The organism is Amycolatopsis vancoresmycina (genome assembly GCF_000716785.1).
GTDB classification, from domain to species: domain Bacteria; phylum Actinomycetota; class Actinomycetes; order Mycobacteriales; family Pseudonocardiaceae; genus Amycolatopsis; species Amycolatopsis vancoresmycina.
In genome coordinates this window covers 482,638-498,633 of sequence record NZ_JNYY01000002.1, presented here as the reverse complement: position 1 = coordinate 498,633, position 15,996 = coordinate 482,638, and the positions used below count along the sequence as shown (strand labels likewise).

The following is a 15,996-nucleotide window of genomic DNA, read 5'->3' as shown; positions in this document are numbered from 1 at the left end:
CGCAGGTAATATCCTGAAGTTACCGGCGAGTAAGGCGAACATGTGCCCGGCCGGGGAGCCGAACACATTGGAGTGACGACATGGGCCACTACAAGAGCAACGTCCGAGACCTGGAGTTCAACCTCTTCGAGGTACTCGGCGTGCAGGAGCGCCTGGGCAAGGGTGTGCTCGCCGAATCCGACGAAGAGACCGCCCGCGGGGTGCTGTCCGAGCTGAACAAGCTCGCGACCGGCCCGCTCGCCGAGTCCTTCGCCGACGCGGACCGCAACCCGCCCGTCTACGACCCGAAGACGTTCAGCGTCAAGATCCCCGAGTCCTTCAAGAAGAGCTACCAGCAGCTGCTCGACGGCGAGTGGTGGCGCCTCGGCCTGACCAACGACCTCGGCGGCTTCGGCCTCCCGCCGACCGTCCAGTGGGCCGCGTCCGAGCTGATCCTCGGCGCCAACGCCCCGCTGTTCATGTACCTGGCGGGCCCGAACTTCGCCATGATCGTGAACAAGAACGGCACCGAAGAGCAGAAGCACTGGGCCCAGCTCATGATCGACCGGGCCTGGGGCGCCACGATGGTGCTGACCGAGCCGGACGCCGGCTCCGACGTCGGCGCGGGCCGCACCAAGGCCACCAAGCAGGAGGACGGCTCCTGGCACATCGACGGCGTGAAGCGGTTCATCACCTCGGCCGAGCACGACATGAGCGAAAACATCATGCACCTGGTGCTCGCCCGCCCCGAAGGCCCCGGCATCGAGACCAAGCCGGGCACCAAGGGCCTGTCGCTGTTCCTCGTCCCGAAGTTCCACTTCGACACGAAGACCGGTGAGCTGGGCGAGCGCAACGGCGCTTACGTCACCAACGTCGAGCACAAGATGGGCATCAAGGCGTCGACGACGTGCGAGCTGACCTTCGGCCAGCACGGCACCCCGGCCAAGGGCTGGCTGCTCGGCGAGGTGCACGACGGCATCGCGCAGATGTTCCAGGTCATCGAGTACGCCCGGATGATGGTCGGCACGAAGGCCATCGCGACGCTGTCGACGGGTTACCTCAACGCGCTCGAGTACGCCAAGGAGCGCGTCCAGGGCGCCGACCTGCCGAACATGCTGAACAAGACCGCCCCGCGCGTCACCATCACGCACCACCCGGACGTCCGCCGCTCGCTGATGCTGCAGAAGGCGTACGCCGAGGGCCTGCGCGCGGTGTACCTCTACACCGCGTCCTTCCAGGACCAGCTGTGGACCGGCGAAGGCGACCAGAAGCTCGCGCACGGCGTCAACGACCTGCTGCTGCCGATCGTCAAGGGCGTCGGCTCGGAGCGCGCCACCGAGCAGCTCGTGCAGTCGCTGCAGACGCTGGGCGGGTCCGGCTTCCTGCAGGACTACCCGATCGAGCAGTACATCCGCGACGCCAAGATCGACTCGCTGTACGAGGGCACCACGGCCATCCAGTCGCTGGACTTCTTCTTCCGGAAGATCATCCGCGACAAGGGTGCTTCCCTGGCCTTCGTCGCCGGCGAGATCACGAAGTTCATCGAGTCCGAGGCGGGCAACGGCCGACTCAAGAACGAGCGTGGGCTGCTCAAGCAGGCCCTCGAGGACACCCAGGGCATGCTCGGCTCGCTGATCGGCTACCTGACCGCGTCGCAGGAGGACCCGCAGAGCATCAACAAGGTCGGCCAGCACACGGTCCGCCTGCTGATGTCGGTCGGTGACCTGCTGATCGGCTGGCAGCTGCTCAAGCACGCCGAGGTCGCGATCGGCAAGCTCGACGCGGGTGCGTCCGCCAAGGACGTCCCGTTCTACGAGGGCAAGATCGCCGTGGCCTCGTTCTTCTCGAAGCAGGTGCTGCCGGAGCTGACCGCCCGCCGCGCCATCGTGGAGGCCGCCGACAACGCGCTCATGGAGATCGACGAAGCCGCGTTCTGATCAACGCGTTCCGCCGAAGGGTCCCTTCCCGCCGGGAAGGGGCCCTTCGGCGTTTCGAGGCCGTGAAGCCGGGGAATTCCGTCTGCGAGTTCGCGGGACCGAGTGGCCGGATCCGCGATCATGGAGAGGAGATAGTGATGACTGTCGCCGGCATCGTCAGCGCCATCATCGTCGGGCTGATCATCGGCGTTCTGGGCCGGCTGGTCGCTCCCGGCAAGCAGAACATCCCGATCTGGCTGACCATCGTGATCGGTATCATCGCCGCCTTCATCGGCACGGCCATCGCGCGCGGTCTCGGGTACGCGGACACCAACGGCATCGACTGGCTGGAGATCCTCACCCAGGTCGTGCTGGCCGCGATCGGTGTCAGCATCGCCGCCGGCGCCTACGGCCGTCGTGGCGTAACCAGGTAACTCCCCCGGATCCCGGCCCGGCCGGTCCACCTTCGGGTGAACCGGCCGGGCTTTTCCGTGCCTACCGCCGGGTCGAGGCGCGGGCCAGCGCGACGGCGAACCCCGTGCCGGCCAGCAGCAGCACCGCGGCCCAGGTCATCGTGGTGGTGATGGCGTGGGCGGACGACCCACCCGCGAGCGTCAGGAACAGGCTCCCGAACGTCGCCACCCCCACGACCTGACCCAGCTGCAGCGTCGTCGTGAGCAGGCCGCTGGCGTCCGCCGCGCTCGCGAGCGGGACGTGCGTGAGGGCGTGCGCCATCAGCGACCCGAACGCCAGGCCCATGGACAGGCCGAACAGCACGAGCGCGGCGAAGAACAGCGCACCGCCCTTGCTGCCGTCCTGCAGGCTCAGCCCCAGCAGGGCGTACGCGATCGCCGACCCGACGTAACCCAGCGGTGTCAGTGCCGCGTGGATGCGTTCCGGCAGCTTGTGCCAGAAGAAGCCGCAGATGCCGAAGACCACGCCGCCGGGCGCCATGGTCAGGCCGGCCGCCAGTGCCGTCTCCCCGAGGCCCGCCTGCAGGTGCAACGCCACGCAGAAGAGGAACCCGCCGTAGGAGGCCACGCCGGTGGCGAGGGCGGCCAGTCCCGGCGCGACCCCGCGGACCTTGAGGACGCCCAGGTTGACCAGCGGATCGCGCACCCGGCGTTCCACGACCACGAAGAGGACGGCCAGCAGCACGCCGGCCGCGAGCGACACGAACGTCCACGTGGGCCAGCCGGTTTCGTGCCCGAGGACCAGCGGCAGCACGACGAGCACCACCGCGGGCACGGCGATCGCGAGACCGGCGAGGTCGAGCCGGCGGCCCGCCTTCGCCGCGCCGCCGGGGACCAGCCGCAGGGCGAGCGCCGCCACGACCACGCCGATCGGCACGTTGACCAGGAAGATCGGCCGCCAGCCCGCGCCGAAGAGGTCCGCGCCGACGAGCACCCCGCCGAGGACCTGGCCCGCCACGAACGCGACCGAGATGACCGCGGTGTACGCGCTGAGCGCCCTGGCCCGCGCGGGACCGGTGAACTGCGCCTGGATGACGCTGATGACCTGCGGCATCATCAGCGCGGCGCCGGCGCCCTGGGCGATCCGGGCGGCGATCAGCAGGCCCGCGCCGGGCGCCAGGCCGCAGAGCAGTGAGCAGAGGGTGAAGGCGACAACGCCGGTGACGAACAGCCGTCGGCGGCCGAACAGCTCGCCGAGGCGGGCGCCGGTGATCAGCAGCATCGCGTAACCCACGGTGTAGCCGGAAACGACGAGCTGCAGCGCGGCGCCGGACGCGTGCAGGTCAGTGCGGATGTCGGTCATGGCGACGTTCACGACGGTGACGTCGAGCAGCGCCATGAACTGGCCGAGCAGCAGGACGGCCAGCATGAACCACGGCCGCGCGGCGGCCCGGTCCGGGACGGCCGGGGCAGGAGTGGTCAGTGTCATGGCTCTGACCTTGGGGTTCGCCGGTTTCCTCCGGAGAGAGCCTGCTGGTGCTGGTACTGGGAACACCCGGTTCGCGGAAAATTGTCGCACCCCTCGGGCACCATGTCGGTATGACGTCCACGCAGGTTCACCCCAGCCGCCGAGAGGAACTCGGCCAGTTCCTCAAGGCGTGCCGGGCGCGGATCGGCCCGGCCGAGGTCGGGCTGCCGCCCGGCGTGCGCCGCCGCACCAGCGGGTTGCGGCGGGAAGAGGTCGCGCTGCTCGCCGGCGTCGGCGTCACCTGGTACACGTGGCTGGAGCAGGGGCGGCCGATCAACGCGAGCTCGCAGGTGCTCGACGCCGTGGCGCGCACGCTGCGGATGGACCACCCCGAGCGGGAGCACCTCTACCGGCTGGCGGAGCTGACGCCGTCGCGGCTGCCGTCGTCGGTCGTGGAGGTGCCGGACGCGGTGCGCGAGGTGCTGCGCGCGCTCGATCCGCTGCCGGCCACGGTGGTCAACGGCCGGTTCGACGTGCTCGCGTCGAACGCGGCGCAGGAGGACCTGTTCCGGGAGTGGCACAGCCTGCCGTGCCTGCACAAGAACCTGCTGTGGTGCTGCGTGACCGAGCCGAACGCGCGGCGCTTCCTGCTGAACTACGACGAGGAGGTGCCGCACATGGTCGCGCGGATGCGCGCCGACTACGGCAGCCACGTCGGCGACCCGTCGTGGGAGGAGGACATCCGGCGGCTGTCGGCGCTGAGCCCCGAGTTCGCCGGGCTGTGGGCGCGGCACGAGGTGGCGGAGCCGCGGCCGCGGCTGCGCGAGTTCGAGCACCCGCGGGCGGGCCGGATGCACTTCCGGCTGACCGAGCTGGCCGTGTCGGAGGCACCGGGCCTGCGGATCCAGGTGTCCACACCGGACAATGCGGCGACGTGGGCGCTGCTGCCCCGGACTCGCCTGGAGGCGCCGTGACGGCACTGGACCTGAGCGATCAGGGGCTGACGACGGTGCCCCCGGTACCACCCGACGTCACCCGGCTCGACCTGTACAAGAACTCGATCTCGGTGGTGCCCGGGTCGTTGTGGTCGCTGACCGGGCTGCGCGTGCTGAACCTGGCGGCGAACCGGATTTCCGCGCTGCCGCCGGGAATTTCGGCACTGACGTCGCTGCACACGCTCGACCTGGCGCACAACCAGTTCGACTCGCTGCCGGACGAGCTGGGCGAGCTGGCCGGGCTCACCGAGTACCTGTACGTCAGCGACAACCGGCTGGCGAAGTTCCCGGATGCCTGGTGCCGGCTCGGCAAGCTGCGGTACCTCGGGTGCACGGACAACCGGCTCACGGCGTTGCCCGCGGACCTCTCGGGGTTCGCGGCGCTGCGCGAACTGCGGCTGTACCGGAACGAGCTGACCGCGCTGCCGGAGTCGATCGGCTCGCTGGGTGCGTTGCGAGAGCTGCACCTGCGGGGCAACCGGCTCACTTCGCTGCCGTCGTCGATCGGCGCGCTGAGTTCGTTGCGGCAACTGGACCTGCGGGAGAACTGTTTGACGACGCTGCCGGCGTCAGTGGCTCAGCTGTCTAAATTGGACAAACTGGATCTGCGGTGGAACAAGCAGTTCCGGGAGCCGGCGTGGCTGCGTGACTTCGAGGAGGCTGGTTGCATGGTCCTTCGCTGACAACTCAACACAGCACGGTCGGACGCGGACCGTAGGTCGCCGTGTGCGACGTCCGCCTGACCTCGGTGCCGCTCGCGATGTCGTAGAGCACGCGCGTGTCGGTGACGCTGAACCCGGACGAGCCGATCGACGGCAGGCACGGGCCGCTCCCACCGGAGCCGAACTGGATCGGGGGCGGGTCGCCGGGGGTCTGCGCGCCGGTCTGGCCCTCGACGCGGAAGTGCCGGGTGCCCCAGATCCGGACGGTCACCGAGTCGCCGGACACCGTGGCCTGGACGGCGATGCCGGTCGCCGCGTCGTTGGTCACCTTGAGCTCGACGGGGCTGCCGTCGGCGTTGACGGCCTTGGCGTCGCGGCCGGCGGGGTAGCGGTCGAGGTAGTGGTCGTGGTTCAGGTGGCCGGCGTCGGCGAGCCCGGCGAGGTAGGCGGCGTTGTACAAGGTGGACGCCAGCTGGGAGACACCGCCACCGACGACGTCCGCGCCGGTGCCGTCCTCGTCGACCGGGGCGGGCACGTAGCCGGCGTCCGCGGTGCGCGGTCCGGAGCGGCCGCCGAGGCTGAAGGTCTCGCCGGGCTTGACGATGGTGCCGGACACGCGGGCGGCGAGCGTCGCGTTGTTCGTCGCGGCCGGGCCGGCCAGGCCACCGGTGGTGAACTCGCCGATGACTTCCTTGATGCCGAGCGCGCTGGCGGCGTCGGTGGTCACGCTGGGCGCCGATGCGCTGTAGACGACCGGGAGATCCCGCTTGTCGGTCCTCTTCAGCACGTCGATCAGGGGGAGGAAGGTCTTCTCCCAGTCGACCTTGCGGGCGTCCTCGGAGGGTTCGACGGTGGGCTGGTCGCCGCTGAAGACGATCTGGGCGTCCTTGCCGTCGGTCTCGGTGCTCGCGAGGTCGTCTTTGAGGGCGGCCTGCAGCTTGCCCTGGTCGATCCGGACCTCGACGGCCCCGCCTTCGACCGCGGCGAACTGGAACGACGACGCGATGGCCGCCGGCTTCAGCGGAACGTCCTTGCCTTGGCCGTGCACGACGACCGGCTTCGCGACGGCGGGCACGACGATCTGCTGGTAGGCGGCCTGCACACCGGCGGCGGTCGCCCGCACGGGCGTGATCGCCATGGCGAGCTTGACCCCGCCCGGGTCGAGCCAGTGGTCGGTGACGGTGTGCACGGCGCCGGCGAGGTCGGTCAGCTGCTGGCCCTGCCGCGGCAGGATCGGGAAGGGCGTGACACCGCCATCGCTGCCGTCGATCGGCGTGAACCCGACCGAGCCTTCGGTGGCGGGGTGGTTCAGCCTGCCCTCGGCGAGCTCCCGCAGGGCGTCGCTGATCCGGTTCGGGTCGGTGCGCGTGGCGACCCCGACCTCGCGGCTGGTGAAGAAGGACATGATCCGCGTGATCGGGCTGAGCGGCTGGTGCCCGGCGAGCCCGAGGGTGTTGGGCCAGTCGAGCCCGAGCCCGGACTGCGAGGGCACGAGTTCGGCCTGCACATCCCCGCCCCGCACGACGACGGGCCGGGTAAGCCGCGGCTCGAGCTCCTTCCGCAGCTTGGCTTCGGCCTCGGCGTGGGAGAGCCCCCCGACATCGATCCCGGCCACGGTCACCCCGCGCGGAACATCCCCGGCGCTGACGGCGAGATCGATGGCGTAGAGGATGACGAACAGCCCGAGCGCGAGCCCGATGGCCATCATGGTCCGGGCGACACCCTTGCGCAGCTTCCGGGCCGGAGTGTCCGGGACGGGGGGAGGCGCGGGGGTTTCGAGGAGCTCGCCGAGCAGATCGTCGGAGAAGAGATCGGTGGCAACGACGGTTTCGCCGGGTGGTTGGGCGGCTGGTTCGGCGGGCACATCGGGTTCCGCGGCCGGCCAGACCGGCGCCGCAGCGGCAGCCGACTCGACGGCGGAAACGGTCTTGGCGGGCTCGGCCACCCCCACCGGCCCGGCAACCGGCAGCGCACCCCCGGCCTCGGCAACCGGCTCCGCACCCTCGGCACCGGTCTCGGCCACCGGCGGCTCGGGTTGGGCGTCGGGCCACACCTCGGCTGCCGTCGCCTCGGCTTCCGCGGGCTCGGCCGGTCCGGCCGTCCGCACGTTGTCGCCCTCGGGCACCTCTTCGTCTGCCACGCCCCTGCCTCCCGGGGACCGACCCGACCTACAGGTAGAGGCCCGTCCCGTGTTCGGTCCGCTCGGTCGCCACCGCGTGGATGTCGCGTTCGCGCATCACCAGGTGCCCCTCGCCCTGGATCTCGACCTCGAGCTGGTCCTCCGGGTTGAAGAGCACGCGGTCGCCTGTCTTGACGTTCCGCACACTGTTGCCCACGCCCAGTACATCACCCCAGGCCAGCCGGCGCGCGACCTGAGCCGTCGCGGGGATCACGATGCCGCCGCTGCTGCGGCGCTCCCCCTCTTCCGGCGACAGCCGCACCAGCACGCGGTCGTGCAGCATCTGGATTTCGAGTTTCGGCCCGGCAGACACGGGCTGCATGTTACTCGGCAGGCCGCGGCTCACCGGCCATGACCAGACTCAACTCGCGCGCTCCGCCGCTTTCGAGCCGCACCGGCACGCCCCAGTCCTGCCGGGTGATCCGGCAGGCCGGGTGCTCGCTGCCGTCGCTGTCGCAGCTCGCCGCCTGCGCGACCACCTGCAGCACGCCCTCTCCCGCCGCGAGGCGGATCTTGCGGCTCAGGTCCGTGCCCGTTCCGCCGCCGTCGACCAGCAGGGACGGCGGTGACGCGCTGATCTCCAGCCGCGTCGACGGGCCGAAGCGGTCGTCCAGCTTCTCGCCGGGCGGTGCCGTGAACACGACCGAAAAGTCGATTTCGCCCGGCGCCAGCACCGTCGGCGGGCGGCGCACGGCGTGCGCGTCGCCGGCCACGACCGTCGGCTCGGCCGGCGACAGCGGGCCGAGCCGGTTGCCCGCCGACTCGACGACCAGCAGCTCGCCGTCGTGCAGCAGCAGGCCCTGCGGCTCGGCGAGCCCGGTGGCGATCGTGGTCACCTCGCGGGTGAAGACGTCGAAGCGGCGGACCGCGCCGTTGTAGGTGTCGGCGATCGCGACCTTGTCGCCGGGCAGCACGGCCAGGCCCAGCGGGTGCTGGAGCAGCGCCTTGTCGGCCGGGCCGTCGGTGTGGCCGAACGAGAACAAGTCCACGCCGATCGCCGTCTGGACGGTGAACGACTCGCCGTCGGGCTCGATCCAGCGCAGCGCCGACGTCTCCGCGTCGACGAGCCACAGCTTGTCGCCGTCCACGGCCAAGCCGGACGTCTGCGCGAAGAACGCTTCGCTGACATCGCCGTCGCGGAGGCCTTCGACGGTCGTCCCGGCGAAGCGGCGGATCGTGCCGCTGACCGGGTCGAAGACGCTGAGCGTGTGGTTGCCCGCCATGGCGACGACGACCCCGCCGGCCGGGCCCCACCAGGCGACGTCCCACGGGCTCGTGAGGTCGACCTCGGCACCCTTGCCGGAATCCGGCCCGCTGCGCCACTGCGCGCCGGTGCCGGCGACCGTCGTCACCTCGCCGGTGATCAGGTCGAGGCCGCGCAGCCGGTGCCCGGCCGTGTCCGCCACCACGGCGTGGTAGCCGACACGCTCGGCGACGTCGTACGGCAGCAGCGCGATGCCGGACGGCTCGGCGAAGGTCGCGATGTCGAACGGGCCGTCCTCGCCGCCGCGCTCCCCGCTGCCGAAGCGGCGGATGACGGTCTCGCCGTCCGAAGCGAACTCGACGATCGCGTGGTGCCCGGTGTCGGCGACCAGCACGCGGCCCTCGGCCGTGGCGACGGCCTTGCTCGGGAACCGCAGCTCGGTGGCCTGCTCCTCGACCGGCACGTACGGGCTGCCGCCGCGGCGCAGCGTCCCCTTGGCTTCGTGCTTCGTGACCAGGTCGGCGATGACGCGGCGAAGCGCCTCTTCGTGACCTTCGCCGGCGGCGACGTGCACGACGTACCCCTCGGGGTCGACGACCGCCAGCGTCGGCCACGCGCGGACCGCGTACTGCGACCACAGCTCCATCTTCGGGTCGTTGACGACCGGGTGGTGCACGTCGTAGCGGCGGACCGCGGCTTCGATCGACGCGCGCTCGCCCTCGTGCAGGAACTTCGGCGAGTGGACACCGATGGTGACCAGCACGTCCGCGAACTCCGCCTCGAGCGGGCGCAGCTCGTCGAGCACGTGGAGGCAGTTGATGCAGCCGCTGGTCCAGAAGTCCAGCAGCACGACGCGGCCACGCAGCTCGGCGAGGGTGAGCGGGCGGCCGCCGGTGTTCAGCCAGACGTCGCCGCGCAGCTCGGGGGCGCGCACGCGGCTCTGCGGTCGGGGAGAAGTCACGGCATGAGTGAACTACACGCGTTCACACTCTGTTCCGCGGTCCGCCCGATGAGAGAACAAACTCACCCCTTGTGGGTGGCTGAAAAAGGACGGGCGTGCGGGTGAGCCGCCGCTTAGGCTCGGCTCATGACCCCAGTCCAACCGGCCGGCGCCCTCACTCCGGAGGAGGCGCGGCACCTGCAGGAGAATCTCCGGGAACCCGTGCGTCCCGGACTGAGCGAAACCGAACTCGACGACGTCGAGCGCCGGTTCGGCTTCCGTTTCGCGGCGGACCACCGGACGTTCCTGTCCGCCGGCATCCCGATCGGCGACCGCTGGCCCGACTGGCGCTGCGGCAACCCGGACCAGCTGCGCAAACGTTTGGCATGGCCGGTCGACGGGGTGCTGTACGACGTCGAGCACAACGGCTTCTGGCTCCCGGACTGGGGCACGCGCCCGGTAGGCCCGGAGGACGCGGTCCGCGAGGCCCGCCGTCGCCTGGCCGACGTGCCACAGCTGGTGCCGGTGTGCGGGCACCGGTACCTGCCCGGCCTGCCGGACACGGTGGGCTACCCGGTGCTGTCGGTGTACCAGACGGACATCATCGTGTACGGCAGCGATTTGCGGGACTACCTGCACCGAGAGTTCGCGACGGGCGGAATCAGCACGGCACCCCCGGACGGCCCGCGGTACATACCGTTCTGGTCCCGCTTCATCGACTAGCCCCGACGGCCTACCCGATAGAGGAGCAGGGTGGTCATCCCGTCGCCTGAGGCCGTCAAATCACTTTGAGCCGGGCCCGCAACCCAGAGCGCAACTCGGGGGTGGCAGCGCACGATTGCGGGCCCGGCTCAAAGTGATAGGCCTCAATCAGGCGACGGGATGACCACCTTGCGGCCCACCTCACTAACGGGAGATGACAGCGGCACGAGTGGTCATCCCGGAGCCTGCCCGTCCGGCGAGGACAGTCTTTTGTCTTTTGCCGTGGGTTTGCTCTGCCGCGGCTGAATTCCCTGCCGCGGTGGGGCGGGTCCGACCGCCCTCGGCGGGCCCGATTTCGTCGGTCCCCTCCGCTAGCGTGGAAAACGGGGGCTGCTCAGCTCTCCCGGCGCAGCATGCGGCTCACGCCCGCCGCCACCGTGGACGCCAGGATCCAGCCCGATGCCGTGAAGCCCGCCGCCACCCAGTTGTCCGTTCCGTGCATGTACCACCTCGACTTGTTGCCGAAGTCCACGATCGGGACCAGCAGGTCCGCCGTGTAGATCACCGGGTTCCACTGCAGGCCCGTGTCCTGCTGGTTGACCACGCAACGCTCGCCGTTCGCCACGACCCGGCCCGACCTGTCGTGGATGCAGTCGTCCGACCCCAAGCCGAACCACAGGCTGCCCAGGACCAGCAGGGTGAGCAGCCAGCCGAGGGCGCGGACCGGGCGGTAGCCGTAGCCCACCATCGATCGCTGGAGCCAGCTCCACAACCGGACCCCGGGGCCGAAGAACTTGAAGCCGCGGGCCAGTGCCTCGTACCTGAACTGCTGCTTGCGCAACGCCACCGTCGATGCGTGCTCTTCGTTCCCCGCCGCGCGCAGCATGTGGGCCAGCTGGTCGTACGGGCCCGGGCGGTAGCCGCGCATGGCCTTGCGCAGCTTCTCGATCCGCTCGTCCAGCGCCCGGTCGTCGTCGAGGGGGATTCCCTTCTTCAGTGCGTCGTAGCGGAAGTCCTCCAGCTCGATGCCCTCCGACGCCTCCCAGAACTGGTTGTTGTCGCTCAACGTGCCGCAGTGCGCGCGCCGCAGCACCACGCGGCCGGCCGGCGGGGCGCTCGGGGTCAGGATGAACTCGTCCGAGGCGACGTCGCCCGCGTCGAGGGCCACGTTGAACGGGGGCAGGGAGCCCAGCTGGGAGCCTCGCAGGTCCACGCGGCGGGCGACCTGGGCGCCGTCCAGGTTGACGCCGCCCTCCGCCACGAACGGGCGGCCGTTGTTGTCGCGCAGGGTCAGGTCGCGGCCGACCCGGCCGGTGCGGACGTCGAGGGAATAGCTGCTGGTCGCGCGGCGGCCCGGGTCCGTCAAGCGGGTGCCCGCCAGGTTGATGCTGCCGCCGACGTCCACGCCCTGCAGGCGCAGCGTGCCGTGGATCGTGGCGTCCGTGAGCTGGAAGTTGCCCGCGATCTTCGACCGGCGGGCGGAGAACACGTCCCGGCCGGGGTGGCGGAACATCGAGTTCCAGGCCAGGAAGTTGCCGCCGACCGTGACGTCGGCCAGGCGCAGCTGACCGGCCGGGACGCGCAGGCTCGTCGCCTCGATGTCGCCGCCGATTTCGGTGCCGTCCAGGTGCAGCGCGCGGTCGTAGTACGGGACCGTCTTGCCGCGCTCGACGCGGATCTCGGCGCCGGCCAGCCGCAGGGAGCCGCCGATGCGGGCGTTGACCATGCGCAGCGTGCCCAGCGCCTGCAGGCCGTCGGACAGCTCGACGTTGCCGTCGACGCGCATCCGGTCCGCGACCAGCGCCGGACGCGGGTCCAGGTACGGGTCGTTGGACTTCCACGCGTCGACGGCGATCGGGCCGTGCTGGGACACCGTCAGCTTGGCTTCGCGCAGCGAGATGTCGCTGTCGACCGTCGCGCTCGGCAGGTACATGATCCCGGTCGCGGAGAACCGTTTGCGCTGGCTGGCCGGCCCGTAGTTGTCCACCTCGCACAGCAGGCTGCCGCCGATGTGCAGGCCGTTGCCGTTGAGCGCGAAACCGTCCGGGTTGTTCAGCGTGGCGCCGGAAAAGTTGACGTTACCGCCGGTCCGGAGGCCGGGGAGGCGGACTTCGCCGTTCGCGACCATCCGGTAGGCCAGCAACGCGCCGGTCAGCACCAGCCGGTCGGCCTGGATCGCCTTGCCGTGCGGGTGCGAGATCACGGTGCGGGTCAGCACCATCGACCCCTCGATCACCGCGTCGGTCAGGTTGACCGCGGCGTTCGGCATGCCGCGCTCGCGGTCGTCGCCGCGCTGGACGGTCGTCTCCTCGATCTCGCGGACGTCGCCGTCGACCTGCACGACGCTGCGGATCAGCCGGACGTCGTTGCGGCTGCGCATGTTGCGGGCCTTGAGCCCCGGCAGCCAGCACTTGCGGAACACCAGGCCCAGCAGGTTCGCCTCGCGCACGTCCGGTGGCTGCTCGAACCGGCAGCGCTCGAACCGGAACAGGTACTTCAGGTCCGCGGCCCGCAGGTCCAGCGTCCCGGTGATGTAGGCGTCCTCGACGTAGACGATCGGGGCGTTGGTGGCCTGCCGCCGCCAGCGCATCAGGCCCGCGTTGCCGGGTTTCAGCAGGTCGGCGGCCTTGACCTCGTACCGGCGATCGGGGATGCCCGCGAACGGGTCGAGAGGGGGCAGCACGCTTTCGGTCGTCAAAAGGCCGGCCCCCTCCCTCACCCGCTTTCAAAATAGCGAACCCGAACGGGTTTCGTCAGGCGTTCGGGTTCAGCACCCGGGCCAGGAACGACTTGGTCCGCTCCTCGCGCGGGCTCCCGATGACCCGCTCGGGCGGCCCTTCTTCGACGACGACGCCGCCGTCCATGAAGAGCACCTTGTCCGCCACCTCGCGCGCGAACTGCATCTCGTGGGTGACGACGACCATGGTCATGCCGTCCTTGGCGAGCTGCTTCATCACGCCGAGGACGTCGCCGACGAGCTCCGGGTCCAGCGCGGACGTCGGCTCGTCGAACAGCATCAGCTTCGGCTCCATCGCCAGCGCCCTGGCGATCGCGACCCGCTGCTGCTGCCCGCCGGACAGCTGCGCCGGGTAGTTCTTCGCCTTGTCGGCGAGGCCGACGCGCTCCAGCAGCTCGTGCGCCCGCTGCCGGACCTTGGCCTTCGGCTCGCGCCGGACCTGGATCGGCGCCTCCATGACGTTCTCGAGCGCCGTCATGTGCGGGAAGAGGTTGAAGCGCTGGAACACCATGCCGATGTCCTTGCGCTGGAACGCGACCTCCTTCTCGCGCAGCTCGTGCAGCTTGTCGCCACGCTGCTTGTAGCCGACCAGCACGCCGTCGACGTACAGCCGGCCGGCGTCGATCTTCTCGAGGTGGTTGATGCAGCGCAGCAGCGTCGACTTGCCCGAGCCGGACGGCCCGATCAGGCAGAGCACTTCGCGCTCGTGCACCTCGAGGTTGATGCCCTTGAGGACGTGGACGCTGCCGAAGCTCTTGTAGATCCGCTGCGCGGACACGACGGGGGTCATGTGACGTTCCCTCCACCCCGGCTGAACATTCGCGACGCCCAGCCCTGTCGCTGGACCACGTCACGCGAAGTACCCCGCGCGAAGCGCTTCTCGATCTGGATCTGGACCAGCGTCAGCACCGACGTCATGAACAGGTACCAGGCGGCCGCCGTGATCAGCAGCGGGACCGTCTTGTAGTTCTGCGAGTAGATGGTCTGCACCGCGACCATCAGCTCGAAGTACCCGATCGCCACGACCAGCGACGTCGTCTTCAGCATCGAGATCGTCTCGTTGCCGGTCGGCGGGATGATCACCCGCATCGCCTGCGGCAGGATGATCCGCCGCAGGGTCTTCGTCCGGCTCATGCCCAGCGCGCTCGCCGCTTCCAGCTGGCCGGAGTCGACCGACTGGATGCCGCCGCGCACGATCTCCGCCATGTACGCGGCCTCGTTGAGCCCGAGGCCGAGCAGCGACGCGGTGAACTGCGTGATCAGCTGGTTGGTGTCCCAGCTGACGAACTCCGGCCCGAACGGGATGCCGAGGCCCAGGCGCGGGTAGGCCAGCGCCAGGAAGTTCCAGATCACCAGCTGCGTGATCAGCGGCGTGCCGCGGAACAGCCAGATGTAGATGGCCGCCGCCCCCGAGGTCAGCGGGTTCGGGGACAGCCGCATCACGGCCAGCAGGATGCCGCCGACGATCCCGATCAGCATCGAGATCACGGTCAGGATCAAGGTGTTCTGCAGGCCGCGCAGCACCCGGTCGTCGAAGAGGTAGTCCCCGACGACCGGCCACTGCAGTGCGTCGTTCGTGATCACGCTGCGGACCACGATGAACGCGAGGAAGAGGATGACCACCCCGGCCACCCAGCGCCCGTAGTGGCGCACCGGGACGGCCTGGATGGGCTCGGCTTCGATCGGCGCCTCGCCGGGAGGCGCTTCGGAGGAACTCACGAACTACGTCCTATCTCAGGAAGCCGGGTTGATCTCCGACTTGGTGACCGCGCCCGCGGCGTTGAGACCCCACTTGTCGAGGATCTTCTTGTACGCGCCGCTGTCGATCAGCTTCTGGATCGCGCCCTGGACGGCCTTGCCGTAGTCACCGCTGTTCTTCGGCAGCACGATGCCGTACGGCGCCGTGTCGTACGGCGTGCCGACCGACTCGAGCTGGCCGTTGGTCTGCTTCACCGCGTAGTCGATGACCGGGGAGTCGGCCAGTTCGCCCTGGACGCGCTTGGCGGTCAGTGCCAGGTTGACGTCGGTCTGGGCCTGCAGCTGCGTGACCTCGATGGCCGGCTTGCCGGCGCCGGTGCACGCGGCGTTCTTCTTGTCGAGGTCCTCGACCTGCGTGGTGCCCTTCTGGACGGCGACCTTCTTGCCGCACAGGTCATCGACCTTGAGGCCGTCCGGGTTGCCCTTCAGCACGGCCAGCGAGGTGCCCGCGCTGTAGTAGGAGATCATGTCGACCGACTGCAGCCGCTCGGCGTTGATGCTGAACGACGACATCGCCAGCTCGTACTTCTTGGCGCCGATGCCGGGGATGATGCCGTCGAAGGCGGCGTTCTGGAAGTCCATCTGGACGCCGAGCACCTGGCCGATGGCGGTGCCGAGGTCGACGTCGAAACCGGCCGGCTTGCCGCCGTCGACGAACTCGTTCGGCGGGTAGCTCTGGTCCTGGCCGACCACGATCTTGCCGTCGGACTTGACGTCGGCGGGGACCATCGCGGCGAGCGCGTCGTCCTTGGCGACCGTGCCCACGTCACCCGATCCGGTGCCCGGGGCGGCGGCGGAGGTGCTGGAGCCGACGTTGCCCGCGCCGCTCCCTCCCGCGCCGCACGCCACGGTCAAGCCGACCAGGGCGAACGCAGGCAGCAGGGCGATCGCCTTGAGCTGGGTTCCTCGGGCCACGTCGTCACTCCTCGTAGTTCTCAGGTTCTGAGAGCACGCATATTGCCACTCATCCATACCAAAGCACAGCACCGTGAAGTTACAGCGATGTTTAGAGCAGCGCGCGAGTGTCGCGTCCGGAGCACACG

The 15,996-nt window shown here is 70.0% G+C and carries 13 protein-coding genes; 5 read left to right on the top strand and 8 right to left on the bottom strand.

Annotated features, from left to right (window positions below; translation table 11 throughout):
• Window positions 1-80 precede the first annotated feature (80 nt).
• Together OO60_RS07855 and OO60_RS07850 are read left to right on the top strand one after the other, a co-directional pair.
• A complete protein-coding gene (locus tag OO60_RS07855) occupies window positions 81-1,916 on the top strand; it encodes an acyl-CoA dehydrogenase (protein ID WP_003058058.1) in 1,836 nt (611 codons plus the stop codon).
• 137 nt (window positions 1,917-2,053) lie between these two features.
• Window positions 2,054-2,329 carry a GlsB/YeaQ/YmgE family stress response membrane protein gene (locus OO60_RS07850; RefSeq protein WP_003058054.1) on the top strand — a complete coding sequence of 92 codons (276 nt, stop codon included), beginning with the start codon at window positions 2,054-2,056 and terminating at the stop codon, window positions 2,327-2,329.
• Window positions 2,330-2,390: 61 nt separating this feature from the next.
• Here the strand turns inward: OO60_RS07850 and OO60_RS07845 are convergent, their stop codons facing one another.
• A complete protein-coding gene (locus tag OO60_RS07845; RefSeq protein WP_003058053.1) occupies window positions 2,391-3,797 on the bottom strand; it encodes an MFS transporter in 1,407 nt (468 codons plus the stop codon).
• Between the two features lie 110 nt (window positions 3,798-3,907).
• On the opposite strand from OO60_RS07845, the gene OO60_RS07840 reads away from it, so the two are divergent.
• On the top strand, window positions 3,908-4,750 hold the full coding sequence (locus tag OO60_RS07840; protein WP_003058050.1) for a helix-turn-helix transcriptional regulator: 843 nt from the start codon (window positions 3,908-3,910) through the stop codon (window positions 4,748-4,750).
• Window positions 4,747-5,454, top strand: a complete 708-nt coding sequence (locus tag OO60_RS07835) for a leucine-rich repeat domain-containing protein (RefSeq protein WP_003058047.1) — start codon at window positions 4,747-4,749, stop codon at window positions 5,452-5,454. Before OO60_RS07840 ends, OO60_RS07835 begins: the two co-directional genes overlap by 4 nt.
• A gap of 4 nt (window positions 5,455-5,458) precedes the next feature.
• Here the strand turns inward: OO60_RS07835 and OO60_RS07830 are convergent, their stop codons facing one another.
• Genes OO60_RS07830 through OO60_RS07820 form a run of 3 tightly spaced genes read right to left on the bottom strand, consistent with a single transcriptional unit; the run spans window position 5,459 to window position 9,750 of the window.
• Window positions 5,459-7,573, bottom strand: a complete 2,115-nt coding sequence (locus OO60_RS07830; protein WP_155848814.1) for a VanW family protein — start codon at window positions 7,571-7,573, stop codon at window positions 5,459-5,461.
• 28 nt (window positions 7,574-7,601) lie between these two features.
• Window positions 7,602-7,934: a GroES family chaperonin gene (locus OO60_RS07825; RefSeq protein WP_003058043.1), complete on the bottom strand. Its 333-nt coding sequence runs from the start codon at window positions 7,932-7,934 to the stop codon at window positions 7,602-7,604.
• A 1-nt stretch (window position 7,935) separates the two neighbouring features.
• On the bottom strand, window positions 7,936-9,750 hold the full coding sequence (locus tag OO60_RS07820; RefSeq protein WP_003058041.1) for an NHL domain-containing thioredoxin family protein: 1,815 nt from the start codon (window positions 9,748-9,750) through the stop codon (window positions 7,936-7,938).
• Between the two features lie 153 nt (window positions 9,751-9,903).
• Between OO60_RS07820 and OO60_RS07815 the strand changes: the two genes are divergently transcribed.
• Complete coding sequence (locus OO60_RS07815) at window positions 9,904-10,479, top strand: hypothetical protein (protein ID WP_033261075.1); 576 nt, start codon at window positions 9,904-9,906, stop codon at window positions 10,477-10,479.
• Window positions 10,480-10,852: 373 nt separating this feature from the next.
• Here the strand turns inward: OO60_RS07815 and OO60_RS07810 are convergent, their stop codons facing one another.
• The 4 genes from OO60_RS07810 to OO60_RS07795 are packed head-to-tail and all read right to left on the bottom strand — an operon-like array spanning window position 10,853 to window position 15,868.
• Window positions 10,853-13,156, bottom strand: coding sequence for a hypothetical protein (locus OO60_RS07810; RefSeq protein WP_003058039.1), 2,304 nt, complete (start codon window positions 13,154-13,156; stop codon window positions 10,853-10,855).
• Window positions 13,157-13,211: 55 nt separating this feature from the next.
• Window positions 13,212-13,985, bottom strand: coding sequence for an amino acid ABC transporter ATP-binding protein (locus tag OO60_RS07805; protein ID WP_003058038.1), 774 nt, complete (start codon window positions 13,983-13,985; stop codon window positions 13,212-13,214).
• Complete coding sequence (locus tag OO60_RS07800; protein ID WP_003058037.1) at window positions 13,982-14,914, bottom strand: amino acid ABC transporter permease; 933 nt, start codon at window positions 14,912-14,914, stop codon at window positions 13,982-13,984. Before OO60_RS07800 ends, OO60_RS07805 begins: the two co-directional genes overlap by 4 nt.
• Window positions 14,915-14,929: 15 nt before the next feature.
• A complete protein-coding gene (locus OO60_RS07795) occupies window positions 14,930-15,868 on the bottom strand; it encodes an ABC transporter substrate-binding protein (protein ID WP_003058036.1) in 939 nt (312 codons plus the stop codon).
• Between the last annotated feature and the right edge of the window lie 128 nt (window positions 15,869-15,996).

Coding starts and splice junctions, on each gene's coding strand:
- OO60_RS07845 (WP_003058053.1), bottom strand. CDS start 3,797: ATGACACTGACCACTCCTGCCCCGGCCGTCCCGGACCGGGCCGCCGCG.
- OO60_RS07855 (WP_003058058.1), top strand. CDS start 81: ATGGGCCACTACAAGAGCAACGTCCGAGACCTGGAGTTCAACCTCTTC.
- OO60_RS07850 (WP_003058054.1), top strand. CDS start 2,054: ATGACTGTCGCCGGCATCGTCAGCGCCATCATCGTCGGGCTGATCATC.
- OO60_RS07840 (WP_003058050.1), top strand. CDS start 3,908: ATGACGTCCACGCAGGTTCACCCCAGCCGCCGAGAGGAACTCGGCCAG.
- OO60_RS07815 (WP_033261075.1), top strand. CDS start 9,904: ATGACCCCAGTCCAACCGGCCGGCGCCCTCACTCCGGAGGAGGCGCGG.
- OO60_RS07825 (WP_003058043.1), bottom strand. CDS start 7,934: ATGCAGCCCGTGTCTGCCGGGCCGAAACTCGAAATCCAGATGCTGCAC.
- OO60_RS07805 (WP_003058038.1), bottom strand. CDS start 13,985: ATGACCCCCGTCGTGTCCGCGCAGCGGATCTACAAGAGCTTCGGCAGC.